Origin of the sequence: Coleofasciculus sp. LEGE 07092, assembly GCF_015207375.1 — a bacterium.
GTDB lineage: Bacteria > Cyanobacteriota > Cyanobacteriia > Cyanobacteriales > Coleofasciculaceae > LEGE-07092.
The window spans coordinates 30,329-55,919 of sequence record NZ_JADEWY010000011.1 but is presented as its reverse complement, the minus strand read 5'-3'; the positions used below and the strand labels follow the sequence as shown (position 1 = coordinate 55,919).

Genomic DNA, 25,591 nt, shown 5'->3' with positions numbered 1-25,591 from the left:
AGTTTCACAAATATGCTCAGTATAACCCTGTGATGGCTCATCAAGAACACCCGATGGAACCCGGAAATGGCAAAAAACTCTCAGAGAGAGGATTCATCCTCAAGACTGTGCAACCACAGGCAATAAAACCTGTGAAGAACACCCCTCCCCACAACTCACCGTCACTGTAATAATTTGACCTCGTATTAAGTGTTTCTCACCTGGGTGTACGCCTGTGCCTGCATTCAGCGGATAAGCAGGAAAACAAGCGGCACTCAAACTCAAACGTAAAGCACTTCCCTTGGCAATTCTGATACAAGTGGGTTGTAATGCGATTCGTAGCGGTGTCGTTTCTTGTCCCAAATTTACCCGCACATATCCCTGCGTAAAATTGTAAACGCTACTGTCTGGTCGCACTTTGGAAAGGACGGCACACAGGTCAAAACTGGGTTGATCTGCACGGCAAAAAATGTCTATAGTGACATCCCCTACTATATGCAATGCTTCTACCAGAGGGGCAGAGGTATAAGTTAAAACATCCGTGCGACAATCAATCGCAGAACGCTCAAATGCTCCAGCAGGTATGGCGGCATGACCTCCCAAAGCCGGAACCGGACGCCAAGGGTCATGAACCAATGTATCCTGTTGTAGAGACGTTGTATCTAACACCTCTACTAATTTCCCAGAATCTTCCCGTACACTCGCTAAACCCGAACTTGTCAGATAATAAACTTTTTGAGAATGAGTAGACCAATCTTCAAAATAGCGCCACTGATTACTACCCATTTCAAACAAACAGACAGGCAGTTGGTCGAGTAATCCCGTATCCATACCCTTGAGAAACTGGTTAAACCAACGCACCTGCAACTCATCGACGGGACTAGCCGCATCAGCACCGTAATCTATCGCCCCCACCTTACGCCCCCACGGTAAATGCGCCCAAGCACCCACTAAAAGATGTTGAGGGAAAGCACTGCGGTTTGCCATCTCCTTGTAAAGGCGGAGAGTACCGCGTAGGTAAGGGTCGAACCATCCCCCAATATGCAGCATGGGTAAGTCTACATCTTGCAACTTGGGAGACAATTGCTGCCAGTAATCCCCCGGTTCTGGATGCTCTAGCCACTCATAATAGAATGAATTTGGCGTATACTTTCTAAAACTTTCAATAAAATGGTTTAACGGTTCGTAGAACGGCAGGTTCCGAGATGCGGCATAAAGCACCTGATAAGCAGCAGCATCCCCCTGTAAACGAGCCGTTTCTGCTGCTAGTTGGACTGCCCAACCTAGATTTGCTTGCAAGCAAAACGCCCCCCCTTCATACGCCCAATCTGCATACAAGTCATACCCAATCATCGAGGGGCAAATGGTTCTTAGTGCTGAGGGACGTCCCGATGCTGCATAAAGCTGCGTCATTCCCTGATAAGAAAAACCATACATTCCCATCTGTCCGTTACTGCCGGGGAGTTGTGCCGCCCAGTTAACCGCATCAATACCATCCTCAATTTCATGGGAAAATATCCGGAATTCCCCTGCTGAAGTGCCGCGTCCTCGTACATCCTGAATCACTACGATATAACCATGGGCAGCGTACCAAGTGGGATGGGCATAGACTACCGTAGAGGCGATCGCTTTACCATAGGGTTGCCGCATCAGCAGCACTGGCAACTCAGTAGTAGTATCAGGACGATAGATATCGCTATCAAGTCGCACGCCGTCCCGAGTCAGCATTGATGCGGTTTCTTTGCGAACCTTCAACATAGGGGAATTAATCATCCGTTACATCCGCTATCAAATCCGTTGCCGCCCTAATCGCCTCAACTCCTGCCGCAAATGGGCGATTTGTCGGCTATTCCCTTCTTCTTCGCCCATTTTGCTCAATTGCAACTTCTTCTGAGCTAATTCTGCTGCCACTTGAAATAAAGCCCGACGTTGGTATAGGCTCATGCCCAATGCTGCCAGCGTATCCGAACGATGCTTGCACAGAGCTTCGTAACATTCAGGAGAGATGAAATCTGGCACTTCTTCCCGTAAGTAAGTCCTCAGTCGCTGATGCTCCACATATCCGGCTACAAACCACAAGACGACCATCAACAGCCCTAGGGCGGCGTAGTTGAATAACGCCACGATTAACGTTAATCCTGAAGTTTTTTCGATCAGAGTGATGGCTCCATTGTGAATCAAATGTCCTGATATTGCCGCCATTAACCCGCAGGCGATCGCTAAAACTTTCTTGAGAGGATCACTACTGTAGCGGGCGAACCCGAAACCAATCCCCACCAGCGCCGACCAAAAGCCGTGCATTCCGCCAAACACGATTGCCCGCAAAAAAAACAAGGCTCCCCAATCCTGCCAGGTTTGGGTACTCGTTAGATAGATAATATTTTCCACGTAGGCAAATCCAAAACCAGCCGTCGCTCCGTAAACGATACCGTCTACCCAACCGTCAAATTCTCGGCGATGCCTGAGATAGACAATTGCCACTGCCATGCCTTTGAGAATTTCTTCAGTGACGGGCGCACTAACCGCCGCTTCGATCAGTTGACCCTGCAACGTCTCTTGACCGAAAATCTGATTCACAGGTACAGAGAAAACGAGTTGCAAAACGAGGGCAAAAACCACCGCTGGCACTGCGCCCCACAAAAAGGCAGCAATGAGGTAAAGGACAGGTTCTTTCTCGAACCGATCGATGGTTCTCACCAGCCAGGTGTAGAAGTATGCGGGAATTGCCAGCGCGATCGCTGTGATGATGTATCGCTCCATGCCAGTTAATCGGAAGAAGCCGTAAAATTTACGCCTAGAAGGGATGGGATATCAAGGAGCAAAAGAAAGAAATTTGATTACTTCCTTTTGGTCATTAACTTAACATCTTTGACGACTAATAAGCTATGGAACGAGTATCCCGTTGAAAAAACAGAACCCGAAGTCGCCAAAATCTATTCCCATGGCATCTACGAAGCGATCGCCCCACCCCTGTGTTCCTCCGGATTAACCGGACAAACGGCAACACTCGAACAACTCGAACACGGCTTAACGGATGTAACGGATGTTTAACTAATGACCAATGACCAACTTAGCGCTTTTGCTTCATTGGCAACTCAATAATAAATTCTGCTCCTTTACCTGGTGCGGAAACGCAGGTTAAATGACCTCTGTGTTTTTCAACGATAATTGAGTGGGAAATGGACAACCCTAAACCTGTACCAACACCAACAGGTTTGGTTGTGAAAAAGGGGTCAAAGATGCGTTTCTTGACAGCTTTTGAGATACCGGGTCCGTTGTCAGTAATCCGAATGATAACTTGTTCAGAATTCGGACGAGTGTTTTGATTCTTCACTTCGGTGTGAATGGTGATAGTGGGTGTTACTTCTGAGGGGCTGACTCGCTGAGGATCTGACTCTGATTCTAAGGCGTCAATAGCATTACTGAGGAGGTTGATAAATACCTGATTGAGTTGACTCGGATAACATTCAACTGGCGGGAGTTGCCCATACTCTTTGATCACCTGAATTTCCGGCTGAGATGGACGCTTTTTGAGTCGATGCTGCAAAATGAGTAGGCTGCTATCGATGCCTTCATGAATATTAACTGCCTTCATTTCCGCTTCATCCAAACGGGAGAAGTTCCGCAGAGACAAAACAAGGGAGTGGATGCGCTCTGCCCCTTCTGTCATGGACTTAAACAGTTTGGGGAAATCTGTTTTGATGAAATTCAGGTTAATGGCATCAATCTCGTGCGTGATTTCTGGTACGGGTTCAGGATAGTGCTGGCTATAGAGTTCTACTAAGTGCAACAAGTCAGTCGCATAGGTACAGGCATAGTTAACGTTTCCGTAAATGAAGCTAATCGGGTTGTTAATTTCATGAGCTATACCCGCAACCATCTGACCCAAACTGATCATTTTTTCATTTTGAATCAGTTGGGCTTGGGCTTGTTTGAGTTTACGCAAGGCTTGCTTGAGCTGTTGGTTTTTGGCTTTCAATCGACTCTCGGACTGCTGCAAGGCTTCCAGTGCCTGCTTGCGATCGCTTATAGTCGTACTCGTACCCACCAAGCGATAAATACGCCCTTGTTCATTCCGTAAAGGGGTCAGAGTCGTGAGCCACCAAGTATCTTTTCCGTTTAATAACAAGCATTCCTCGTAGCGAATGGGGGTTTCTGCACGCACACACTGCTCATAGCGATGATGCAAGGCGGCGGCAACAGGTGGAGGTAATACTTCTTCAGGTGTTTTGCCTTGCAATTCGGCTGTTTGGATACCGATTAAGCGCTCGTGAGCTGGGTTTAGACCTCTGTAGCGAAATTCATAGGCAGAAGTTACAATTTCTTCGGTTCTGGCTTCTGATGCCTCAGTTGTGATTTCTGAATTCTCTTTTTCTTGAACGTCTACTACAAAGATTGAGGACTCGATGCCATCGTAGATGCTGCGTAAAAACTCCTCTCTCTCTTGCAGTTGCGCCTCGGCTTGCTTGCGATCGCTAATATCGGTAATCATCCTTAAGACGCCGACAAACTGATTATCGGCATCAAAAATGGGCATGGCTGAAACAATTGCCCACAACTCGGAGCCATCCTTACGGCGAAATCTGAAATCGTGTCGTTCATGGAAACCTTGGCGGCGGCGCTCCACATAGGCATCAGCGAGGGCGCGACTTTCTTCATCCATGAAGTCAAATAGGGAGCGCCCCAGCATTTCTTCTACCTGATAGCCCAGCATTTGAGCCATGGGAGTGTTGGCAAAGGTGGTTTGGCTATCGGCATTGAAAATCCAAACCCCCTCGGATGCAGTCTCTACAATGGAACGATAGTGAGCTTCTGATTCCCGCAATGCTGCCTCAACTCGCTTGCGCTCGGTGATGTCTTCGCAAATCACCAGCAAATATTGGGGCGTATCGGTTTCGTCGAATAGGGGAATTTTCTGGGTATACAGGAACCGTTTCTCTGGATAAGGGGCGAGAGTTGTTTCGTCCAGACTCTCGATTAGTTGTCCGCCCGCTAGCACTTGTCGGTCTTTAGCACGTAAGTACCGAGCCTGTTGTTGTGGTAAAAAATCATAGTCATTCTTGCCTAAGACTGCTGCTTTGGAATAGCCAAATATCCGTTCACTGGCTTTGTTCCAGTACAGAATACGCAGTTTCTCAGCATCTTTTATATACACCCCCACAGGCAAGTTGTCAATCACAGAGTTGAGGAACCCTTGGGTACAGTGTAATTGAGCTTCTATTTGTTTGCGATCGCTAATGTCTAAGATTACCCCATCCAGCCAAAGGATTTCTCCTGTATCACTGAAGATAGCTTGACCTTTGTCATAAACCCACACTAAGGTTCCATCCGCTCGCACAATCCGGTACTCAATGACATAGGAATGTTTGAGTCTGGCATTCTGCCAGACAACTTGATCGACATTCGCCCGATCTTGAGGATGAATGATACTGCCAAAAGACCGCACTCGATTATTAATAAAGTCACTCGGCGGATAGCCAGAAATATCCTCAATCGCTTCGCTGAGAAACGCCATTTTCCGGTCTGAGTCGCAGGCACAGCGGTAAACAGCACCTGGAATATTTGCAACTAGAGTCCTATAGCGTTCTTCGCTTTGCTTAAGTGACTCCTGTACCTTTTGGTCTTTGGGATTGGGGTAAGTCACTTCCGTAAATTCGTTTCATACTTGTTCTAGAGCGCTTGGTGCGTAACCCAACAAAGCTGAGTGTAGGAGCAAGCGATAAGGATTATAATATTATCCTATTATTGACTTAGCTTATAAGATTATACAATTAGAATTTGTTATGATTATAATTATCTGCAATCGATAGAAGATTTTTTATCAAACCAGACGATGGATAGGACAGTGATGCGATAAAGAAGGCTCTCCTTATATTTTCCTTGGAGCCGTATGCCTTGTATTTTTTGAGGGAGTCATTCAATGCTTTAACAAGTCACCAGCGCATCAGTACGACTCAGTACTCGTAAATCGTCCTCATCCAATTCTACAGGTGTTCCACTACGAATGAGTTCCGCAAAATCTTCATTGGGAACCATAAAACACAGCGCATACAAACGACCCATACCTGTATTTCTAATTTCATGAATGCCCGTTGGCGGCACCAATAAACTGTCTCCTGATCGAATCGGAACCGTTTTTCCATCACAAATAGCCTCCCCCTCTCCCTTGAGGATAAAGAACATTTCTACAGCAATTTGATGGCGGTTGGGGGGCGTTTTGCCTCCTTCATCAAAAATTTCCACACAAAAGGTTAAGGACGCATCTGCTATCACTGGATCAAATACAATGGCTAAACGGTTCGTATCCTGAGGACTAATGCGATAAGCTTGATAGTCTTTGGGTGACTTGATTACGGGAATCATGCAGCGAGAGTCCATTCGCAATTTCTCCTAAGAATTCATCATTAAAATGTATTTCCTTCATTTTGCCTTACTGCTTAGGGATGTGTGGCAGATTTTGGTAACGGATGTAGCGGATGAGTTACTGGTAAGTTGCAACAACCCGCCAGTAGTTTAAACCACTACGCTCAACGAGATTTAATCGCTTTGATAATCGACCCAGAATCAGTGACAAAGCCAAAACATTGATTGACGTTGTAAATCGTAGCCTTAAAACAATAGTCGGGGGATGTTGTTGCTGCACAGTCTTTGACAAGGATGCAGTCATAACCCAGGAAGTTGGCATCTTGTAAAGTTGCCATGACACATTGGTCAATATTAACACCCGCAAAAAAGAGTGTAGTTTTGCCCAGATTGCGTAAAATGCTGTCCAAAGGCGTATCCCAAAAACCACTCATGCGATACTTATCAAGGCGGATATCTTCTGATTTTTGTTCTAATTCATCTACAACTGCGGCTGCCCAACTATCCTTGATGAGAACTTTAGCATCTCGTTTGGGTAAGCGATCGCCTAATCCTATCCCTTCACCGGTGGGGTTGTAAACGTGTAGTAGTCCGGGACTGATGTTGAGTAAGTCGGGACGGTTCCCCCAGTTTACCCAGATGATGGGTACTTTTGCAGCTCGCAATTCAGGTAGCAGGGTTTTTAAGGGATTGATCGGATCGCGGGCGGGTGTTACATCTACGCCGATGTGGGCTAACCAACCATCGGGATGACAGAAATCATTTTGCATATCGATGACGAGAATCGCCGATTTAAGAAGATCCAGGCGTAGGGTTTTGGTTTCTGTCGGTAGGGTTATGGGTTGGGGAGTGACGGGGGGACGGGTGAGATCGGCAGTTGCTTCACTGACTGTCCAAGTATTCGGTGCTACACCCAAAGTACGCAGAGGTTGATTCATAGTAGTGATGGAAAGACTTGAAAAATTTGTAATTAAAAGGGGAAAGCTACGGCAATTTTTTTGTGCTCGCCCCAATTCTGCTAGGAATGATGGATTCTAGGCTACTAGTTTTTTACAAAACTTTATCGGAAAGGCTGAATTGCGATCGCCAGGGCAACTCTAGGGGCTAACCCCTTTCGCACTAAACTAGATTTATCACGCTCTCCTTCGTGGAACTACCATGTCTTTCGCCCAAGAGCAAGAAACCTCCGAAGACCTATGGGATGATAAAGTGGGGAAAGTTAGATTTAGATTTTGAGCGATCGCACTCTCTCTCCCCTCAAAGGGTTTCATTTAAGTTGCCAAGAGCTAATGAATGTTAGGTTTCATGCTTCAACCCAACCTACGATGCGAATGCTCGCACTATCGGCGACTAGAATCGGTTATTTTCACATTTTTGAAGTATTCTTTTCGTGTTTCTTCATCTGTTGTAAATGACAACTTATTCCGAACCTTTTGGTTAAAATCTATGCTCATTTTCAAAATAGTTTTCTTTAAATTTTCCCCAGAATCAACTTGGAATTGGCTTTTCACAAATTCTATAGCTGCTTGATTTCTTTGTTCTTCACTATCAAATTTTTTCTCTCCTTTACGGATAGCTAATAATTCGCTTTTAACTGCACTTGCTAAGTTTGATAATTGACCAGACTTGGCTTCAATATCTAGATACAAATCTTGGAATTGTGGTCGCTTTTTAATTTCTAATACAGCATCAAATAATCGGTATAGATATTTCGATGAGCGGTAAAATGTTATGCCTGCTGAACCATTAGGTTTTTGTTCTTGTGGAGTGTAGTGGACAATATCTTTTAAGAAGTCACCCAGCTGTTCGTTATAAGATTGCAAAATGTGTTCAGGAGTAAGTTGAGCTAGTGCTTGGGCAGAATTTGGTCCTTGAAGACCAGCAACGACGTGTTTAACTGCACCTTCACTGTGATAAGCTTCAGAAGCAAAGAAACAAGCTTCACCTAACAGCTTTTTTACTTCTGTTTTCATGGAATTTATTTCACTATCAGAAGCATCTTCAGGCTGATTAATCAGTGTTTGCAGTACACGCACTTGCCGCATTCTTTGTACATATATTTGGTTGCTTTTCTCTAAAACTACGTCTCCCTGTTGGTGACTAATTAAATGTAATTCTTGTTCGCCTAAAAGCTGTGCTTCAATTTCATCACGAAGATTATTGTCTTTGATGTTTTTTAATACTTTTTGTTCTTCTACTCCTAGTTCTTTTCTTGCTTGTTTTTTAAGTTCAGATTGACGTTTTGAGGACAATCCTTGTTTGACTTCAGACAAGAGTTCATAAGCAGCAATTTGATAAATGCCATCGGCTTCTTCATATTGTTTTAAAATAGCCTTTGCTTGCTCTGGATCGCTAATGTTTTGAACCACAGTTTGAGTATATTTATCCCATTCAGTTTGGTTCATAAACCGTCGCTGTTTCACTAAAGCCGCTACATCTTGATCGAGATTGCTAAACTCTTTTAAGCCGTTTTCTGGTTGTAACAAATCTTTGTCTGCTGCCAACTGTTGTTGATTATCAGCTTTAATATTTCCTTCGACTTTGAGAAAATCTTTGGCATAAAGGTTAGTGTCGAACAGAGTCCCTGGTTGGACTCCAAATTCTGATTTGACTATATTGTTAAAATCATTAACTGCTTCAACATCTTCTCCCGTTTCCGGAGTTGATACTGTGATATCATAGTCAGAACTGAGGTCTGTACTGCCTACCGATTTAGCAATGAGGGTAGGATATTTCTTTCTAAGTTCGTTAATTTTGGTATCTACATACCATTTGCGATATTCGGCAAATTTCTTCATTATATCAGGCGTTGTCAGGTAACATTCTTTAACTGCATTCCAGCTTTTTAACTCCTTCAAAATTTGGGGAATTTTTAAATTATGAGCATTTTGAGATTCAACGGTGCTTGCTGTTTGGTCGGCGACGGCGGGCGGGTTTTGGTTTGCTGGTTGCGGTATTGATAGAAGCTCAAGTCCTCTTGCCTTGCGGATGCGATTTGCATGCTTAATTTGATCTGGGGACATTTTTGTTTGTTGACCATCTTTTCGCCTCTGCACCGTCTCATTCTGTCCAGACTCTGCAAGTTGTGCTGCGTTATACCGATTCCTGATCTGTTCAGCTACAGCTAGTGCTGGATTAGTCGGTGGGAGTTGTGTTCCTCCCGATGCAAATGTCGGAATATCCGCCGCATTGTACCCAAACTGTTCTGCCCGTTCCCTTTGTGTTTGGATATCTGCTGGTTCCTGCTGTTGCAGTGATGGCTGGGGCGGAGAACCAAATCCACGAGTTTGCAAAAGATTTGTTGTCGGTAACTGCGCTGAACGTGCTTGAATTCCTTTGCCAAAGCCACGAGTTTGAAACGGATTCTGTGCAGGAGTCGGTGAAAGACTAGAATCTTTTTTGCCGATGTGCTGACGGATACTCTGAGGGTCACTCATCTATTATATTTAATTATCGTTGTCAAAGAATAATCACTAATTATAATATCCGCATTTCTCAAAAAGAACGTGGACACACTCGTCAAGACCTTACCTAGACTAGGTTTCGGGCATTTTGGGTAAGCCAGGAATTGTGACAGAGTGTGGAACGCCTTCTTCTCCCGTCAATCTAGGTTTTATAAGCCCTTGAGAAATCGTGATGAGAAATCTCGAAATCTCGGTCATAGCGCTAACTGTTACTATTCTGTTGTTTGTCGGGAACATTACTGATTGTGTTAAAGTTTTACACTCAGGGGTTTCATCAGGTTCTATCTCGTGAGTTATACAATCGAGCAAGTTTTAATTCCCGTCGAGTCGGGTTATACAACAGCACAGGTGCAAATTGAGGGGGATACAATTGCTGAAATTATCCCTACAACCTCTTTAAATGCCCCCCCTAACTTGGTAAAGGAGGGTGAAGGCACTACGGTTAACGGTGAAAACAAACTACTTCTACCGGGTTTCGTCAACGCCCATACTCACTCCTCAGAGATGTGGCAGCGAGGTATTATTCCACCCTTGCCGTTGGAACTGTGGATTGCTGAACTCTACGACTTTACCCCGCTAGAACCGGAACAGGTTTATTTGAGTGCTTTGGGGACAGCAGTGGAAACGTTACTCTCTGGCGGCACGAGTGTTGTCGATCATTTAGTATTAATTCCAGGTCAAGAAATTGAAACCGTTGCGGCGGCAGTTCGCGCTTATCAAGAAATTGGCATTCGGGCGTTTGTTGGTCCTCTGATTCAAGATGAATCTCTCTCAGAAGGTATCCCCGATGGTAATGCCAAACGGGAACACGAAAACTACATCCGTTCCACCGAGGAAACCTTGGCGCTGATGCGGGAGGTAGTAGAGAAATTCCATAAACCAGAAGCAGGGGTAAATATTTTAGTCGCACCAACGGGGATTCAGTTGTGTTCGGATGCGTTATTTGAGGGATGTATTGAATTAAGCGATCGCTATAATCTTTGTCGTCACGCACACTTACTGGAAACTAAAGCGCAAAAGCTATTAGCTAAGGAAAAATATGGTTATAGTGCGGTTGAATACTTGAAGCGTATCGGGTATCTGAGCGATCGCACCTCTCTAGCTCACTGTGTCTGGTTGGATGATGCCGATATTGCTATTCTCGCAGAAACGCGAGCGACGGTGGTACACAATCCCCTGAGTAACTTGCGTTTGGGAAGTGGTATTGCCCCCATTTTGAAATACCGTCAGGCGGGGGTAAATGTTACATTCGGTTGCGACGGTGCAGCAAGTAACGATTCCCAGGATTTGTTAGAAGCGATTAAGATGGGTTCGCTGCTGCACAATATCACTGATTTAGATTATCGCCACTGGATTACCCCCCGTCAGGCAGTAAAGATGGCATCGTTAGGGGGTGCGAAGGGATTGAATGTGGCGGATGAGTTGGGTTCGCTGACGGTGGGGAAGAAAGCAGATTTAGTACTGTATGACCTGACTAGTTTATCCTTATTGCCCCGCACTGATCCGATTGGGTTGTTAGTTATGGGGCGTCCGACGAATGCGATAGATAGTGTTTGGGTGAATGGGGAACGGGTAGTTGCTGATGGTAAGGTGACGAGAATTGATGGTGATGAATTGAGAAAGGAATTATTTGAACGCAGTCAGTGGACTGTTAACCGTCAGTCGGAGATGGTGCGGAAGCTGGAAGCACATTATCGGCAGGTGATGGAGTTACCGGAGTGATGGAGTTCTTTTTAAGAGGGCATTGAAAAGAAGCGATCGCAAATGGCTTTCTAGCATAGGCGATTGGACATGAGTTAATCAAATTTCTGCTGGATTTCGGTAGCGCGATCGTACTGATGCTTATGTGCAATCAAAATCAATCTATATGATCTCGCCTGATAGCGTGCTCGCCCTTCCGTCTGGTACAGTGCATTGTTAGATCGAATAGTCTTCGTGTAGCCTTAAGATATGCCAACAGTTTTAAGAATTGGCGCTTACCGATTCTACTTTTACAGCCATGAACCAAATGAGCCACCGCACATACATATTGACCGCGATAACTTGTCTGCTAAATTTTGGCTAGAGACAGTCAGTTTGGCAAATAATATCGGTTTTAGTGCCAAAGAACTTCGTAAATTGCAGTCAATGGTGCAAGAAAATCAGGAAAAGTTATTGGAGGCTTGGTATGGGTATTTTGGCGATTCGAGCGGACGAGAGAGTTAAGGATATTCACTTTACCGAAGAGACAATCAGTGTCGATTTGATGGACGGTAGAACGATTACTGTACCTCTGGTTTGGTATCCCAGACTGCTGAACGCTACACCGGAGCAGCGAACCAAGTGGGAAGTATCTGGAGGAGGCTATGGTATTCACTGGGAAGAGATAGATGAAGATCTCAGCACAGAAGGAATGTTACGGGGTGCCCCTGCTCCGAGAACTAATGAAGCGATCGCATGAAAGGGCGAAGCACATACAAAACGGTAGGACACGATCTTATCGTGTCCCTACTCAGCTATTTTAGAACTTTAGTCAAGTTTATTCGTGAGTTGTGCCATCTGGCATGATTGCACCACTGAACTTTGTATTTTTGAGGATAGCTCCACTGAGGTTAGCGTCTTTTAAGTTAGCTTTTTCTAAGTTTGCTCCTTCCAAGTTTGCCCCACGCAAATCTGCTGAAGTAAGGTTTGCTCCGCTCAAATTTACGCTGCCTAGATAAGCTCCACAGAGGTTGGCTTTGTGCAAAGTTGCCCCACTCAAATTTCCTAACAACCTTGCCCCGACTAGATTGACTTCAATCAGATTCGCGCCGCTGAAGTTTGTTTTAGAAATTTGTGCATTTTTCAGATTTGCTTTACTCAGGTTTGCCGCCGTTAGATTAGCGTCCTTTAAGTTGACCTGATTTAGATTGGCTCCACTAAGGTTTGCCGCCGTTAAATTAGCACAAGTTAGGTTAGCCTCGCTTAAGTTAGCTTCACTCAGATTAGCTTGAAGGAGTCTTGCAATTTGCAAATTTGCCTTACTTAAGTTTGCCCTACTTAAGTTAGCTTCTCTCAAGTCTGCCTCATTGAGGTTGATGGAACTCAGATTTGCCCCTTTCAGTGACGCGCTAGGAGCAATCAAATAGACACCAGCTTTAACGGGGTCAAAATCGGCGGGGAAAATAGTTGCCGTATTGCAAAGCGCTTGCTGGAGATTAGCTCCTTCAAGGTTAGCTCCTTCAAGATTTGTCCCGAATAAAATTGCATTACTCAGATTAGCATCATTTAGATTCGCCATTCTCAGATTTGCTTCCCTCAAGCTAGCGTTCTGCAAGTTTGCTCTACTGAGGTTAGTCTTATTCAGGTTAGCTTTAAAGAGGATTGCATGACTCAAGCACGCTTCACTTAAGTTGGCTTCACTTAAGTTTGCCTGTCCCAGATTAGCACTATTAAGGTTTGTCTTTATTAGTTTGGCTTTCTCTAACTTGGCTGACTCCAGTCTTGCCTTGTAAAAGTTGGCATTGTTTAACTTGGCACCACTTAGGTTGGCGCTACAGAGGTTTGTCTCACACAGTTCAGCCCCTTTCAAATTCGCACCACTTAGGTTGAGGATGAAACCATGATTGAAACATTTTCCACTCAACTTTGCTCCGGCTAAGTTAATTCCAGCAAATTCATGTTCTTTATTTTTATACCGCTTCAAAAATTCTTCAGCATCTACAGGTATTTCAAGACTCTCTTCCTCGGCTGCATAAATTCTGTTCAACAGCCACATTATTCGTTCTGTCTTAAATTCTTCATCAGTAAAAGCTCTATCACTTTCATCTAATTCAGTAGCGTTATCAGCCTCTTGAGCTTGCGAAATTTCAGCATCATTAGTATTTACAGAACTATCAGCAGGTTGTATCGGCAATTCGCCAGACGGTTGAGTGACTACCTCTGTCAGTAATTCTTGACCCTGTTGCTGGTCAACCCGTTCAAAAAATTGCCTCACTATTTCAACATCATCAGGATTTGCCGATTCGGTGGATATTTCAAAAGTATTAATATTATCTACGTTATTACTCAACGCAGGTAACTGATTAAACCGCTGTTGCAGTGCCAAAAACTCATCTCTTAGACTTTCTATCTGCTGCAACTCAGGTCGTTGGTTAAATTGTTCGGTTAGTGTCTCTAACTGGCGCTTAATTCCTGCTGCATACTTCGCTACAGTATTGTAGCGCTGTTCGATTTCTTCAATCCTGGAAACTAAAGGCAGTTGTGATTCAGACATATTTGGTGATATTTAGGAAGCTATTTTCATTTTCATATAGATAGCATTCCCAACTCTCAGTCCAATCTCACACCTCATTTCCCAATTCGCTCAAGTTCCTCCCTTAACACTCGCCGTAGCGTTTCCTCCAACGGTTCGCGACGCTGTTGGATGTACTCGCCAAGTGCATCATTCATCAACGTTTGATAGTTTCCTCCACCTGCTAGATGGACTTGCTCACGAAACCATGCCAAAACATCATCATCCAATCGGATGGTAATACGAGTTTTTCCTGGCGATGTTGGCTCGATCGCTCCTCGTTTCCCCTGGCTAAAATCATACTCAGCTTCCATTAGTTACCCCTCCTGATATTGCTTTCGTTCACGACGTGTAGCTTTGCGGGCAGAAATCACTCGAATCTCATCGCCACGCCATGTATAAACAACCACTAAGACTCGACCAAAGGCATCTATCCCCACTGTGATAAACCGTTCTTCATCAAAACGTTCATCCGGGATAGTAATTGCCAGATCGTCTGCAAAGACTGACACTGCATCAGCAAAATCAATACCATGCTTACGAAGATTAGTGGCTGCTTTGTCGCCGTCCCACTGATACGTCATTTAACTATTATATGTACATTTGTGCATATTAGCTGAGTACGAACACCCAAGAAGACTCTATTATCCCGCCTAGATTAGAGACGATAGACACGGATCGGTGAATGCAAAAATTATCCCCTGCTCTTAATCAAGTCACGGTTGGACAAGCATACCAGGCATACGAAGTCTACCGCAAGCTGGAGCCATTCGCTCGTAAACTCTGGCAAGCTTGGAATTGGGCGCAACGGAGCTTATCTCAGCAAGCGATCGCACCCCAACTATGGCTATCAAAAATTGCAGCGTTTCACAACAAATTTAGTTGCCCATCTTCCACCAAAATGACAGGAACAGAACTCATTTCTAGAACAGCTTGTGACACAGAACCGACTCGCACCTGTTCCCAAGGTTGATGTCCCCGTTTCCCCATCACAATATCTGTCACTTGATACTCTTGCGCCACACTAATAATTTCCTCTGGAACTGAACCCTTAACGAGGATAAACTGATAACGAATATCTGAAAGCAATCGTTGAGTGCGATCGCGCAGCTTTTCGACTGCCTCTTTTTCTTCAAGATTCATGACGTGTAACACAATCACTGTACCATCCATCCGCCTTGCCATGCTTGCCGCTTTCGTTAAAACTTCTGTTGCCAGGGGAGACGTATCCACTGCCGCTAACAGCACGGTACGAGTTGCTACAGTGACTTTAGTCAAATCAACTTCTCCCCGTTCCAATAATTTTGGGGCAAAGGTGGGAATTGCCCAAGCGCCAATCGGTGCTGTAGTCAAAATTGAAAGCGCAGCAATAGCTAAGATAATTTCTCCCCCATCAATTCCCCTCGCTAAAGGAATAGCACCAATCGCCGCTTGCACCGTTGCTTTTGCCATATTTCCAGGAAGTAAAAACAGCCGTTCTGTCCACGTCCAATTACTACCTAATGTTGAGAGATACCAACCGACTGGGCGACCCACAAACAACCCAATCCCTAACACTAAAAGTCCCGGTAAAACAGTAGTTCCTAATACCTGGAGTTGAACGCTAGCTCCCAATAAGACAAATAAGACAATCTCTGCAACAACCCAGAGGCTATCAAATCCACCACGCAGGCATCGAGCAAGGGGTGCATCCAACTCAATCAAAAAGAACCCCATCGCCATCGCTGCTAAGTAGCCAGAATAAGGCAAACTTTTCTCAACCATCACCAATAACAGAGCAATTCCAGCCGCAATCAGAACATCGTGAACCGTGTTTTGTGTCCAGCTTTGTTCGGTTAAAAGCGAAACAATTAAACGAGCAGCCGCGTAGCCGATTAAAACCCCAAGTCCGATTTCTACTAGCACTTGAAGCGGTAGCAATTGCACTGAAGAAACAGTAACGCCTCCAGGTAGCGTGATGGTTTCAATTCCTCCCTGACCCAGAAAACTTAGGAGTAAACTAAATAGGAGTAATAACAGCACATCTGATAATGCACTCCCCGTCAGAATGGCATCGGGAATTCCCTTAGTTACACCCCAACCCAAACTTTTCAGTCGCAGCATTCCAGGAACAATTACCGCCGGAGATTCTGCACCAATGATGCAACCTAGGAGTAATCCAGTTGCCAAGTCAAATTGAAAGATCCAGATGGCGGCGAACGCGATCGCAATTGCCTCGAATGCGGCTGGCAGAAATCCTAACCGCAACGCCACACTTCCCTGAGAACGCAGCTTTTCCCGATCCAGTCCTAATCCCGCCTTCATCAAGATAACCATCACGGCAACCATTCGCAGGTTATCGGCTGCCTCTAGTACCTCTGGACTGATAACATTTCCCACTTGCGGACCCAGAACAATCCCCACCCCAATCATGCCAATCAACGGTGGAACACCTAAACGACGGGCAATCTGACTGACAAAAAAGCCCATCAATAAAATCCACAGCGCACTCGCTAACATTAAACCCCTCTCTCTATAAGCTGGTTGCGAACAACGGCTTGCTAGACGTGAGGGGTTCCGTGAAAAATTTCCATAGCCCTACTCTCCGGCAGCAAGCCAGGAAAGTAGGAGCCATCAGCTTTTCAGTCTTTACAATCAACGCTAGGACTGGCAGGCGGTTTTGGCGAGCTCCATCGCCATTTAGTTTTTTATAGAATCTTTTAAATCATATAATAGTGTCTTGAGTGCTAGGGCAACTACTGCTACCAGAAAGATACGTCGCAACCAGATATTACTCAATCTAAGAGCAACCTGTGAGCCAATAATTCCACCCACGAACATGGTAAGGCTCAGAATAATACCAAGTTGGTAATCTACTATCCCACGCACTGCAAATATAATAGTAGCAACCAGCGAAGAGAAAATATTAATAAGTTTCGTACTCGCCACCGCCTCGACAAATGTCATCTGAAAGAGCGTAACATAGGCTACTGTAAGCATCGTGACGTAGCCGCCGCTAAAGAAACCTCCATAGATTCCCAGTACGCAGGTGACTAAATATCCCGCTAGTTCTGCTAATCGTGACGGTTTTCCCTCGACTGGAACGACTCCAGCATTCCGTTTAGCAATTGTAAAACCAGCAACGGCAATCATCAAGATAGAAATTATCCTGGGCATCGCTTTCGACGGCACAACCAGTACCAGTAATGCACCCAAAATTGAACCCACTAGGGTTAGGACAATTAGCAGTGGTAAGCGGTGTCGATCAATTGTGCTTTTGCCAATAAAAGGTAACGTGCCGCCGATACTCATGAAGGTTAAGGCTAGCATATTGGTGGCAATAGCAGTGCGCGGTTCAATGCCAAACTGAAGCATCACAGGTACTGTAAGCAGTGAAGTACTACCCGTCACAGTGCTGATGATGCTAGTTAGAAAGAAAATGGCAATTAGAGGAAGAAGTTGAATTACACTCAAGAGAGACGTTGTTTTAGGTGGCGCTACAAATTCTATCCTTAGAAACGCGATTGGCTTTGCCACTGAACTGAAAGGGTGCGATCGCTCCTTTCTTCGGACTAAGTGAAATTAATGTATGAAAACTATCGTAATTTCAGGACTTACACTAGCGTTAGCGATCGCTTGCAGTTCTTTACCACCCTCTGCGACTGAATCTCCAACCCCTCAAGCTACGGTATCTCCAGTCAATACAGTCAACGGCAGTAGGAAAATTTTAGGGTCAGAGAGTGCTATCCAGCAAGGATCTCAGGCTCCAAGATTCGATGATTATCCAGCCACAGAAAGTTTCTCTGGTAGTCCTGCACCCGTTAATCTAGCCAGCCACCCTCAAGCCAGAAGATTCCGAACTGTTTTGCAACAAGGAGCCAAGCAAGGACCCAATTTTGCGGCTAAATACACGGTTGTGACATGGGGATGTGGTACAAGTTGTCAAGTCGTTAGCATTGTTAATGCTGAAACAGGTTCGGTTTATATGTTAGATAATGCGGCTGAGGCAGACGTAACGTTTCAGCTTGATAGTCGGCTACTTGTTGTTAATCCGCCGGAAAATTTCCCAGCAAATAAACCCGACTGGCTGGAAACTAGCTACTACGCCTGGGATGGGACACAACTAACCCAAGTTTTTACATCAACCTCTGAAACCCCAGCTTCCCCTGAAAACCCCACAGTTGCCACCGTCAAAGATATGGTTAACGGGGATTTGATGTGTTATGTCACCCTTGTTGATGAAAACAACATTGAGCATAATATTGGTGCTACTTTTGAACTCTGCGAAAATTCAAATAAGTTCTTAAATCAGAAAGTACGCCTCTTGTATGAAAGAGTTCCCGTTAATGATTGCGAAAGTATTGAACCCTGTGGTAAGACGCGAATAGAATCCCTCATTACCAGTATGGAAATTGTAGGGGAAGGAAACTCTGAAAATTCAGGTAATTCGCAAACTCTCAGTAATGACGAGTGGACAATCACGATCAGTAATATAAACTCTTGGTCGGGAGTTAATGGTACTGGAAATTTGAGTTATCGGGGATGCGATCCTCAGGGAAATTGTATTGATTTAACAGGGGGGCGCGTTACCTGTAGGGATGGAGTATGCATGATGGGGTGGATAAATGGAGATTATTCCTATGTGATTGAGCAGCCAATTGAGAATCCAGATCGTCCCGATGAAACTAAAAATTCAACAAGTCTGAGAGTTCGGAAAGGCTCTAAAGCAATCTTAGAAGCGACAGGATTTAGAGTTGTGTCTCCTTAGCATTTGCAGGACTCAACGACATGATGCGATCGCGTCGTCTTTCATCCGACTGGGCAAAAGTCTCACTAACCGCCAGTGGTTTAAACCACTGTCTCATAGCTTGCATTCGTCTTGCATACGACTGGATAAGAGTTTTAGTCCACGCTTTGTGGACTTGAGCTATTAGCCCGGAGTTTGAACTCCGGGCTGATTTTCGGGCTTATCGACAAAGGTGCAAGTTATCAGTTTCAATGGACTTAAGCTATTAGCCCAGAGTTAAAATCCGTTCACGTAATAGTTGCTGTTTTTTGCCCAGGGCATTGTGTATAGACGAAAGTGCTTTCCCTAGTCCAAACTAATGGCTATATAGAAGAATCGCTAACCGCTATGGAATATTGGGAATTTCTACTCCAGAAAGAGGGCGATCGCTCGTGGCTGCCCGTCAAGTCCGCCAAGATAGAATTGGAAGCTGGTCGGTATCGGGTTGTAGTTCACTCTAACCGCATCAACACCGATGTGGAAATTTGTCTGACTCATCAGAGTACCGACGAAGTGCCACCAAAGCGACGGTATCAAAAGCGATCGTGCCGCACCAACCCAGAAGGGTTAATGGTGGTTATTCCCTTCACTTACCTCAAGCCAGGTTTGTGGGAACTACGCTGCTGTGGCGACATTATGTCCGATTTTCTGGGGGATTCCTGGCAGGAAGCCGTTCAACTACAAATCGTACCGACTGTTAGGGCAGTTCTGCCTACCGACACACCAACATCAGCGGCAGAAATGAGTGAACCAACGGCAGAACCAGAACAAGTTCCTGCCCATTCTGACTCAGAGCCAGTTGCAGAACTGAAACCACCAGAACCGGAGGCAAGTCTTCTAAAACTTTTAGCAGCTACTGACACGGTTCAAACGAATGGCAGCGAACCCGCCTCTGTGAATTCCGATTTCAACCCCTCGGTTGAACCTCATTTAACCGAAACTGAAACCGAAACTGAAGTCGTTCCCCTAGCCCCCCTCACCACCTCAGACACCACTCAAACTGATGTGACTGAAACGGTTGAGCCCGAACCGTACCAAGAAACTACTCTGACAAATACAGAGGACACTAACGCAGATTTCCCGCCCCCTGTCACCGCCAAAAAAATAGAAATTCCCGAACCCGAAATTCCAGTAACGAACGGGACTAATGGCACGTCTACTGTTCCCAATCCCATCTTGGAACAATCGCTGCAAATGCTCGAAGAAGTCTTGCAGCAAGTCATCGATCCTGTTATCCAAGAATTTGAGCAGCCTGAGCCTCCAGATTCAGAGCCTGCTGTCACGTCCGAGTCAGAATTACCCTTGCTGTCAGAAACCCAGTGGCAAGGATTGATTTTAACCCTCGATGAAGAAGCCGTAGTCGCAAAGGGAAAAGAACCCTTGACTATTACCGGGCAAGTGGATGTACTTGATGTTAATCAGCTTCATGGCTGTGCAACGGTTGATTCGGGTACTACTCTTTTCCAAGGCACCTTACATTACGAACTACGTCATCCCCAAACCTCACAAGTCCTACTAGATATACGAAAGCCCCTGTCTGCACAGACGCTTCCCCTGACGTTCAGTCATACTCTAGATATGCCGCCAGACGGCAAGAGTTGTTTGCTTTTGGGGAAAGTCTCCCTTTACGAGTCAACATCACACGCTTTAGCCAGTCAACCCTTTACCGTGACGGTTGATTTAGATGAATTATTAGAAACAATTCAATCGAACAGTGAAGCTGTATCTGAGGAGAATGGCAATTCAGCAGATATTCTAAACCAAGACTCAGACGCCTCCGTATCCGCTAATCAGAGTTGGTTGGACTTGGTAGACTTTCCTCAAAATCGCCAAACCTTGCTCTCCCAACCCTCATCGAAACAATTCTTACCGCCGCAAATTTACCAACAACCGGAGAGTCAGGGGGTATCAAAACCTCTGGATCTACCCAGTTTTGCCAAGGTAGTTGACTCGGTTGAGGTGAAGTTGGAAACACAAGCAACTGAGCGATCGCATTTCGTTGCCCTAGTGCCAGCCGATCAATCTAAAGAACAAGCCCCCACTTCACCGGCTGATTCAACTGAGGAGCAAGAACAGCAGCATCTTGAGACAAAAAGCGAAGAGTTTACCAGTTCTGAAGGCAGGGATACTGCTGATGAAGGGGTGAAGGAAAAGGTATCCTCGTTACCATCCCCCTCTGATACACAAATTAATGATACTGTCAACAACCAAGACGAGGTACCGTCTTTAGAGAAAGCATCTTCAGTTGCCGATTCCGAGCTAGATACCTCCAAAACCACCGAAATTTCAGATGTTTGGGAATCAACAACAGAGTCTGAGCCAGAGACGTCCCAGAATGCCCTCCCTAAGGCTCTCGTTTCCCAACCCGTTGTTGAAGTGCCGACAGAAGTTGATCGCGCTTTCCAAGCGTTAAATGTCGAAGATCGTTTTTGGTTACGGTTGAATGCGTTAGTCGGAGACAATGAGTTGTCAGAGTGGTTGAAGTCGGAATTACTCTTATGTGACGCTGCGGCTGAGGCACGAGAAGAAGAGGAGATGGCATCAAAAATCGAGCTGGATAGTTTATCTACGGAGATAGAGACTGTATTTCCGGAGGTGGAAGACGCCACACTCCCCCCAGGAGCAGGCTCAGAGATGAGTGATTTTGATGAATCGATTTGGGATGAGGATACGGAAGAATTCGGGAGTGTTTCCTCTGAATCTGCCGAACTCAAAGCCTCTGTCGAACCGGAAAAGCCACGCATTACTGATCCCGCCGAGTGGAATGCTCGGGAAATTGTCGTAGATGACGAACAATTGTCAGAGGAAGAACCTTCAGGAGATGGCAGTAATGGGGCTGCAACGTCTAAGATATCGACTCAACCCAAGCCAGAAAGTTCTTCCCGCTTGGATCGATTGCCGCCCCTGCCCACACCAGAACTCTATATCCCGGCTATGGAACTTGCGGCTGGAGAACCTGTCCTGGTGCGTGTCAAATTGGCATCTCATCCAGCTCGTTTGGGTGTTAAACTGTGGGTTCAGGATCGGCAGAGTCGCTCTCTGTTAGACGGACCGCGCTGGTTAATGGATTTGATTCCCAACGAATCAGGAGAGTTAGAGGCGTTGACTCAGTTGGTAGTGCCTTTTGGTACGGTAGAAATTCGGTTTGAAGCGATCGCTGTGGAACTCGATAGCGACAGGGAGAGTCACAAGGTGTCAGTCGATTGCGGGGTGATTCCCCCTGACTTGCTCAATATTTCTCTTGATGATTTTGGGGCATGATGGGACAACGGCTTATCGATGTTGACTCTAAAAACCGTGAAAACTAAAATAGCATTTTGGTTAATGCCGTCAGCAGAAGATCGGGTATTTTTTCAGGAAACCCTCAATTTTCTTGCCAAAGAGTACGATGCTCCTCTGTTTACTCCCCACGTTACGATCTATACAGGACAGTGTAGTCTCACAGACTCTCCGGCTGCACTGATTGATCAGGCGATTGATGGAGTTCACCCCTTAACCTTAAGGGTAAATAAGCTCGACTATAGTAATGAATTTACTAAAACGTTATTTGTGCAGTTTTATGCTTCGGAAAGTCTAAGCCAGATTTCCGAAACCCTGCGCTGTCACTGTGCCAAACCCTCAGATTACCTTCTCAATCCTCATTTAAGTTTGATTTATAAGCCATTGAGCGAGAAAACTCAACGAAAATTAGTGACGGAGTTAGTTTTTCCTCAGTCAGAGGTGGTGTTTGATGAGATAAGAGCGATTTCTACGCCGCCACAAGTTCGCAGCCGAGAGGATGTAGAAGACTGGCAAGTCATTTGTCAGCTACAACTGGGTTAATCATTAAATTGTCTTAACCAAACACGCGGCTGGGAAAACTAAGCAATTCTACCCAGATAAGCTTTAGGTAAAACTTCTGCCGATATTTTGCGAAGAGTCTGAGTTTATTCCACAGCAAGATTAATCCCAGTTTCAGACGGACGAGTTGTTCCCTGATTGACATTTTACTGACTTTACTGCTTGCTTTGCCGTAAAGGTAGGTAGACATTATTTAAGAAACCACCAGCGTGAGAGAACGCTGGGGAAGCAGAAGAGAAGATACGGTTGACTCTATCAGAGTATCACAAACTGAACACCATTGATTAATAATTGAGTCGGTTGGATTAATTAGACCTAATTTTGTAAACTCTTGTAAAGAAAACGAAAAAAAGTTAAAGTAAACGTAGGATTTATTTCTCTGCTAGTCCTGCCTTTTTTTCTGGCGGTAAACCCCTTCCATTAGCTGGTAGTTGACGGTGTAAGTTCAGGATTCTTTTCCTGTGATATACATCACTAATCCAATTTATTTAAATCACAAATTATTTATCCATATATCATATTTTTCTGTGATGAGAATCACTCTTTTGAAGTTACTAAATTACAGTTTTTTTCTGGAGATAGAGCGATCATTAAAAGGGTAATTCAACTCAACATTTTTAGTTATCCGGGAATTATCTGGAGAATTAACCATGAAAGGACTAGGAAACAGATCATTAGGCAAACAAGATGTGGAAATTCTATTACAAGAGTGGGATGATTCACTCTTCTTTGAAGAATGGGATGGAGAGATTTTGTTGAATGACTTGGATGCCGATGTTTCGTTAGCGCCAAGGGAAGCAGATTTGTTATTTAGTGAGTGGAAAGATTTGGAAGAAACCCTAGACAGACTTCTGACGGTATGCCGCGAATGGGACGTTTAAGTACAGATTGTTTCGTGACAGCCAATTGAGTAATCGGACTGGCTTCGGAGGAATGGTTTTTCTGAGTTCATATCTAGAGCTATTGCCCCAGGGTTGCAAGCAGAAGTTACCCCACAAGGAATTGATGCTGCCGTTGCCCAAAAGCAGACTGTAGCGACGGCATCTGGCACCTTTGTGTCATCAGAAAAGCCCACCACAGGAAGGGTTCGGATTGTCATGAAAAACGGACAGCGCTATTTAAAAAAAGAATCTGCATTAACGAGACGTTCGTTTACCAAACTTCTGACGGAGGCGGGAGACTAGAATATCGACTTCGGGTAACTTGAGTTGTACGACGAAGACGGCAAAGATAGCGAAGGCAACTAGCATAGAAAGACTGATTTGTAAGAGTTGAAGAAGTAGATTGCCACTGCCAAACCATTGCTGCCAGCCCCAGCTAACGCCCCAACTCCCTAATCCAGCAACCAAACTGCTACCGGTTAGCGCCAAAAGTGCTAAACCCCATTCTGCTAAGGGTAAACCATTAAGTCTGCGGTTCAATATCCACAACAGCCACCCCATTGAGGTAATGTTAACTCCAATGGTTGCCAGGACTAAACCGGGTGTGGCAAAGGCATTGACTAATAGATAATCGAGCAGAGCATTCAGAAAAATGTTTGCCATGCTAATGCGAAAGGGCGTTTCACCATCCCCCAAAGCATAAAATACCCGGACTAAAACATCTCGTCCTAGATAAAAGAACATACCTAGACCATATGCCATTAAAACGGGAGCAACAACCAGAGAGGCTTCTTTTTCAAAGGCGTAGCGTTCGTAAATAACTCGCACGATGGGAACGGATAGGGATAGAAAGATGGCAGTCAGGGGTAACATGGTGAGGGCAGTGAGCAGCAATCCCTGACGAATGCGGAGTTTTAGATCTGACCAATTTTCTGGTGCCGCTAGTCGGGAGAATACAGGCAGCATTGGCACTAAGATCATATTGGAAATAATGCCCACCGGCGTTAATACAATAAAGTTGGCATACCGCATGGCTGCTGCTGCATTGGGGATAAAGGATGCAAAAAACAAATCGGTGTAAACGTTAATGTGTAGCATCCCCGACGATAGGGTAGCGGGTGCCATAACTCGCATCACATCCATGACACCCGGAATACGCCAGTTAAACCGCAGGCGCAGCTTACCCATCCCAGAACGCCACTGAGCGATGAGTTGCATCAACCACTGCCAAATTGCACCAGCTAACGTTCCGCCGGCTAAAACCATACCGCCGAGTTGGAGGTATTGAGGATTGTCAATTTGTCCTCCTAATGAGAACGCCAACCAGCCAACACCGAGTACGACTGCCAAACTGGAAAATAGAGGACTGACACTGGGCAACCAATAGTGATCAGAAGCATTGAGGGTGCCGAAACCGATACCAATGAGTCCAGCAAGGACGGCTAACGGTGCCATAATTTGTAGTTGCTGGATGGCGATCGCACGGGTTGTCTCATCCAAACCGGGTGCCAAAATATCAATGAAGGTTCCAGCAAAGAGAATTAGGACAAGGGTGACTAATAGCAGAATGCCGCTAACCAGAGTCGTCACGGTTTCCACCAAGGGGGCAGCGTCCGATTTATCCCGCTTTGCCAAAACGCTAACAAGGGCGCTGTGAAACGGTCCGTTAATCCCACCCAGTAAGATGAGTAAAAATCCGGGAATAACGTAGGCGTAGGCGTAGGCGTTGACAACCGCACCTACACCAAAGGCTGCCGCGATCGCTTGTTCGCGCACCAGTCCAAAGATTTTACTGATCAGGGTAGCAACGGCTACAATTCCGGCAATTCCGGCGAGGGAACGAGAAGGTTTTGAGGGTTCAGACACAAAGGGTTAATACTGACTCTAGAGACTCCTACTATTTAATCCTGAATCGGGTGATTCGCCTCAGGGAAAAGGGAATAGGAAATGGGGAGTAGTAGCAGTTTCAGCGCAATTCTCGCAAGTGAGCTAGCTTTTCAAACTCGCTTAGGGCTACTTGGGTGTCAATTTGTCGGTTTTCGTAGGC

General features: G+C 45.3%; 23 protein-coding genes and 1 riboswitch. Of the genes, 8 read left to right on the top strand and 15 right to left on the bottom strand.

The genetic code is table 11. From position 1 onward, the window contains the following. Positions 1 to 99: 99 nt before the first annotated feature. A complete protein-coding gene (locus IQ257_RS04660) occupies positions 100 to 1,737 on the bottom strand; it encodes a CocE/NonD family hydrolase (protein ID WP_193873207.1) in 1,638 nt (545 codons plus the stop codon). Positions 1,738 to 1,767: 30 nt separating this feature from the next. Then, positions 1,768 to 2,739 carry a PrsW family intramembrane metalloprotease gene (locus IQ257_RS04655; RefSeq protein ID WP_193873181.1) on the bottom strand — a complete coding sequence of 324 codons (972 nt, stop codon included), beginning with the start codon at positions 2,737 to 2,739 and terminating at the stop codon, positions 1,768 to 1,770. A 108-nt stretch (positions 2,740 to 2,847) separates the two neighbouring features. Here IQ257_RS04655 and IQ257_RS04650 point away from each other — a divergent pair, with 108 nt between their 5' ends. Next, positions 2,848 to 3,030, top strand: coding sequence for a hypothetical protein (locus IQ257_RS04650; RefSeq protein ID WP_193873182.1), 183 nt, complete (start codon positions 2,848 to 2,850; stop codon positions 3,028 to 3,030). A 19-nt stretch (positions 3,031 to 3,049) separates the two neighbouring features. Here IQ257_RS04650 and IQ257_RS04645 read toward each other — a convergent pair whose 3' ends face one another. From IQ257_RS04645 to IQ257_RS04630, 4 genes are all read right to left on the bottom strand, one after another. After that, positions 3,050 to 5,623 (bottom strand): PAS domain S-box protein, encoded by a 2,574-nt coding sequence (locus IQ257_RS04645; protein ID WP_193873183.1) that lies wholly within the window; start codon positions 5,621 to 5,623, stop codon positions 3,050 to 3,052. A 281-nt stretch (positions 5,624 to 5,904) separates the two neighbouring features. Next, the gene (locus tag IQ257_RS04640) at positions 5,905 to 6,357 is read right to left on the bottom strand and encodes a cupin domain-containing protein (protein WP_193873184.1); all 453 of its coding nucleotides are present in this window, start codon (positions 6,355 to 6,357) and stop codon (positions 5,905 to 5,907) included. Positions 6,358 to 6,506: 149 nt separating this feature from the next. Further along, a complete protein-coding gene (locus IQ257_RS04635; RefSeq protein ID WP_193873185.1) occupies positions 6,507 to 7,280 on the bottom strand; it encodes a cysteine hydrolase family protein in 774 nt (257 codons plus the stop codon). Positions 7,281 to 7,682: 402 nt separating this feature from the next. Next, entirely contained in the window at positions 7,683 to 9,779 is a 2,097-nt protein-coding gene (locus tag IQ257_RS04630; RefSeq protein WP_193873186.1) for a hypothetical protein, read from the bottom strand. Positions 9,780 to 10,094: 315 nt separating this feature from the next. On the opposite strand from IQ257_RS04630, the gene IQ257_RS04625 reads away from it, so the two are divergent. The 3 genes from IQ257_RS04625 (at position 10,095) to IQ257_RS04615 (ending at position 12,246) form a co-directional block, all read left to right on the top strand. Then, positions 10,095 to 11,528, top strand: a complete 1,434-nt coding sequence (locus tag IQ257_RS04625) for an amidohydrolase (protein ID WP_193873187.1) — start codon at positions 10,095 to 10,097, stop codon at positions 11,526 to 11,528. 228 nt (positions 11,529 to 11,756) lie between these two features. After that, positions 11,757 to 12,011: a DUF4160 domain-containing protein gene (locus IQ257_RS04620; RefSeq protein WP_193873188.1), complete on the top strand. Its 255-nt coding sequence runs from the start codon at positions 11,757 to 11,759 to the stop codon at positions 12,009 to 12,011. Further along, positions 11,974 to 12,246, top strand: a complete 273-nt coding sequence (locus IQ257_RS04615) for a DUF2442 domain-containing protein (protein WP_193873189.1) — start codon at positions 11,974 to 11,976, stop codon at positions 12,244 to 12,246. Before IQ257_RS04620 ends, IQ257_RS04615 begins: the two co-directional genes overlap by 38 nt. A gap of 78 nt (positions 12,247 to 12,324) precedes the next feature. Here IQ257_RS04615 and IQ257_RS04610 read toward each other — a convergent pair whose 3' ends face one another. The 5 genes from IQ257_RS04610 to IQ257_RS04590 all read right to left on the bottom strand — a co-directional run bounded on the left by IQ257_RS04610 (position 12,325) and on the right by IQ257_RS04590 (position 17,574). After that, entirely contained in the window at positions 12,325 to 14,040 is a 1,716-nt protein-coding gene (locus IQ257_RS04610) for a pentapeptide repeat-containing protein (protein ID WP_228060428.1), read from the bottom strand. A gap of 74 nt (positions 14,041 to 14,114) precedes the next feature. Beyond that, positions 14,115 to 14,372: a BrnA antitoxin family protein gene (locus IQ257_RS04605; RefSeq protein ID WP_193873190.1), complete on the bottom strand. Its 258-nt coding sequence runs from the start codon at positions 14,370 to 14,372 to the stop codon at positions 14,115 to 14,117. 3 nt (positions 14,373 to 14,375) lie between these two features. Beyond that, positions 14,376 to 14,642 carry a BrnT family toxin gene (locus tag IQ257_RS04600; protein WP_193873191.1) on the bottom strand — a complete coding sequence of 89 codons (267 nt, stop codon included), beginning with the start codon at positions 14,640 to 14,642 and terminating at the stop codon, positions 14,376 to 14,378. 283 nt (positions 14,643 to 14,925) lie between these two features. Continuing rightward, positions 14,926 to 16,557, bottom strand: a complete 1,632-nt coding sequence (locus tag IQ257_RS04595; RefSeq protein WP_193873192.1) for a cation:proton antiporter — start codon at positions 16,555 to 16,557, stop codon at positions 14,926 to 14,928. A 98-nt stretch (positions 16,558 to 16,655) separates the two neighbouring features. Then, positions 16,656 to 16,744: riboswitch (Fluoride riboswitch) on the bottom strand. Then, positions 16,738 to 17,574 carry a sulfite exporter TauE/SafE family protein gene (locus tag IQ257_RS04590; RefSeq protein WP_322744186.1) on the bottom strand — a complete coding sequence of 279 codons (837 nt, stop codon included), beginning with the start codon at positions 17,572 to 17,574 and terminating at the stop codon, positions 16,738 to 16,740. It overlaps the preceding riboswitch by 7 nt. Positions 17,575 to 17,626: 52 nt before the next feature. Between IQ257_RS04590 and IQ257_RS04585 the strand changes: the two genes are divergently transcribed. After that, positions 17,627 to 18,805 carry a hypothetical protein gene (locus IQ257_RS04585; protein WP_193873193.1) on the top strand — a complete coding sequence of 393 codons (1,179 nt, stop codon included), beginning with the start codon at positions 17,627 to 17,629 and terminating at the stop codon, positions 18,803 to 18,805. Here IQ257_RS04585 and IQ257_RS30645 read toward each other — a convergent pair. After that, positions 18,786 to 18,911 (bottom strand): hypothetical protein, encoded by a 126-nt coding sequence (locus IQ257_RS30645; RefSeq protein ID WP_265584455.1) that lies wholly within the window; start codon positions 18,909 to 18,911, stop codon positions 18,786 to 18,788. The genes IQ257_RS04585 and IQ257_RS30645 overlap by 20 nt on opposite strands. 209 nt (positions 18,912 to 19,120) lie before the next feature. On the opposite strand from IQ257_RS30645, the gene IQ257_RS04580 reads away from it, so the two are divergent. Next, the gene (locus tag IQ257_RS04580; protein ID WP_193873194.1) at positions 19,121 to 22,084 is read left to right on the top strand and encodes a hypothetical protein; all 2,964 of its coding nucleotides are present in this window, start codon (positions 19,121 to 19,123) and stop codon (positions 22,082 to 22,084) included. Between the two features lie 36 nt (positions 22,085 to 22,120). After that, entirely contained in the window at positions 22,121 to 22,645 is a 525-nt protein-coding gene (locus IQ257_RS04575; RefSeq protein WP_322744185.1) for a cyclic phosphodiesterase-like protein, read from the top strand. A 13-nt stretch (positions 22,646 to 22,658) separates the two neighbouring features. On the opposite strand, the gene IQ257_RS04570 is transcribed toward IQ257_RS04575, so the two are convergent. Beyond that, the gene (locus tag IQ257_RS04570; RefSeq protein ID WP_193873196.1) at positions 22,659 to 22,853 is read right to left on the bottom strand and encodes a hypothetical protein; all 195 of its coding nucleotides are present in this window, start codon (positions 22,851 to 22,853) and stop codon (positions 22,659 to 22,661) included. Positions 22,854 to 23,313: 460 nt separating this feature from the next. Between IQ257_RS04570 and IQ257_RS04565 the strand changes: the two genes are divergently transcribed. Further along, on the top strand, positions 23,314 to 23,544 hold the full coding sequence (locus IQ257_RS04565; RefSeq protein WP_193873197.1) for a hypothetical protein: 231 nt from the start codon (positions 23,314 to 23,316) through the stop codon (positions 23,542 to 23,544). Here the strand turns inward: IQ257_RS04565 and IQ257_RS29780 are convergent. Further along, positions 23,541 to 23,762, bottom strand: a complete 222-nt coding sequence (locus IQ257_RS29780; protein WP_193873198.1) for a hypothetical protein — start codon at positions 23,760 to 23,762, stop codon at positions 23,541 to 23,543. The genes IQ257_RS04565 and IQ257_RS29780 overlap by 4 nt on opposite strands. A gap of 37 nt (positions 23,763 to 23,799) precedes the next feature. Next, on the bottom strand, positions 23,800 to 25,410 hold the full coding sequence (murJ, locus tag IQ257_RS04555) for a murein biosynthesis integral membrane protein MurJ (protein ID WP_193873199.1): 1,611 nt from the start codon (positions 25,408 to 25,410) through the stop codon (positions 23,800 to 23,802). Positions 25,411 to 25,591: the final 181 nt, after the last annotated feature.

What these genes read in the sequence shown, in the direction of transcription:
- IQ257_RS04660 (WP_193873207.1), bottom strand. Translation starts at nt 1,737, where the DNA reads ATGTTGAAGGTTCGCAAAGAAACCGCATCAATGCTGACTCGGGACGGC.
- IQ257_RS04655 (WP_193873181.1), bottom strand. Translation starts at nt 2,739, where the DNA reads ATGGAGCGATACATCATCACAGCGATCGCGCTGGCAATTCCCGCATAC.
- IQ257_RS04640 (WP_193873184.1), bottom strand. Translation starts at nt 6,357, where the DNA reads ATGGACTCTCGCTGCATGATTCCCGTAATCAAGTCACCCAAAGACTAT.
- IQ257_RS04635 (WP_193873185.1), bottom strand. Translation starts at nt 7,280, where the DNA reads ATGAATCAACCTCTGCGTACTTTGGGTGTAGCACCGAATACTTGGACA.
- IQ257_RS04630 (WP_193873186.1), bottom strand. Translation starts at nt 9,779, where the DNA reads ATGAGTGACCCTCAGAGTATCCGTCAGCACATCGGCAAAAAAGATTCT.
- IQ257_RS04620 (WP_193873188.1), top strand. Translation starts at nt 11,757, where the DNA reads ATGCCAACAGTTTTAAGAATTGGCGCTTACCGATTCTACTTTTACAGC.
- IQ257_RS04615 (WP_193873189.1), top strand. Translation starts at nt 11,974, where the DNA reads ATGGGTATTTTGGCGATTCGAGCGGACGAGAGAGTTAAGGATATTCAC.
- IQ257_RS04610 (WP_228060428.1), bottom strand. Translation starts at nt 14,040, where the DNA reads ATGTCTGAATCACAACTGCCTTTAGTTTCCAGGATTGAAGAAATCGAA.
- IQ257_RS04605 (WP_193873190.1), bottom strand. Translation starts at nt 14,372, where the DNA reads ATGGAAGCTGAGTATGATTTTAGCCAGGGGAAACGAGGAGCGATCGAG.
- IQ257_RS04600 (WP_193873191.1), bottom strand. Translation starts at nt 14,642, where the DNA reads ATGACGTATCAGTGGGACGGCGACAAAGCAGCCACTAATCTTCGTAAG.
- IQ257_RS04595 (WP_193873192.1), bottom strand. Translation starts at nt 16,557, where the DNA reads ATGTTAGCGAGTGCGCTGTGGATTTTATTGATGGGCTTTTTTGTCAGT.
- IQ257_RS04585 (WP_193873193.1), top strand. Translation starts at nt 17,627, where the DNA reads ATGAAAACTATCGTAATTTCAGGACTTACACTAGCGTTAGCGATCGCT.
- IQ257_RS30645 (WP_265584455.1), bottom strand. Translation starts at nt 18,911, where the DNA reads ATGCAAGCTATGAGACAGTGGTTTAAACCACTGGCGGTTAGTGAGACT.
- IQ257_RS04570 (WP_193873196.1), bottom strand. Translation starts at nt 22,853, where the DNA reads ATGTCTACCTACCTTTACGGCAAAGCAAGCAGTAAAGTCAGTAAAATG.
- IQ257_RS04565 (WP_193873197.1), top strand. Translation starts at nt 23,314, where the DNA reads ATGAAAGGACTAGGAAACAGATCATTAGGCAAACAAGATGTGGAAATT.
- IQ257_RS29780 (WP_193873198.1), bottom strand. Translation starts at nt 23,762, where the DNA reads ATGACAATCCGAACCCTTCCTGTGGTGGGCTTTTCTGATGACACAAAG.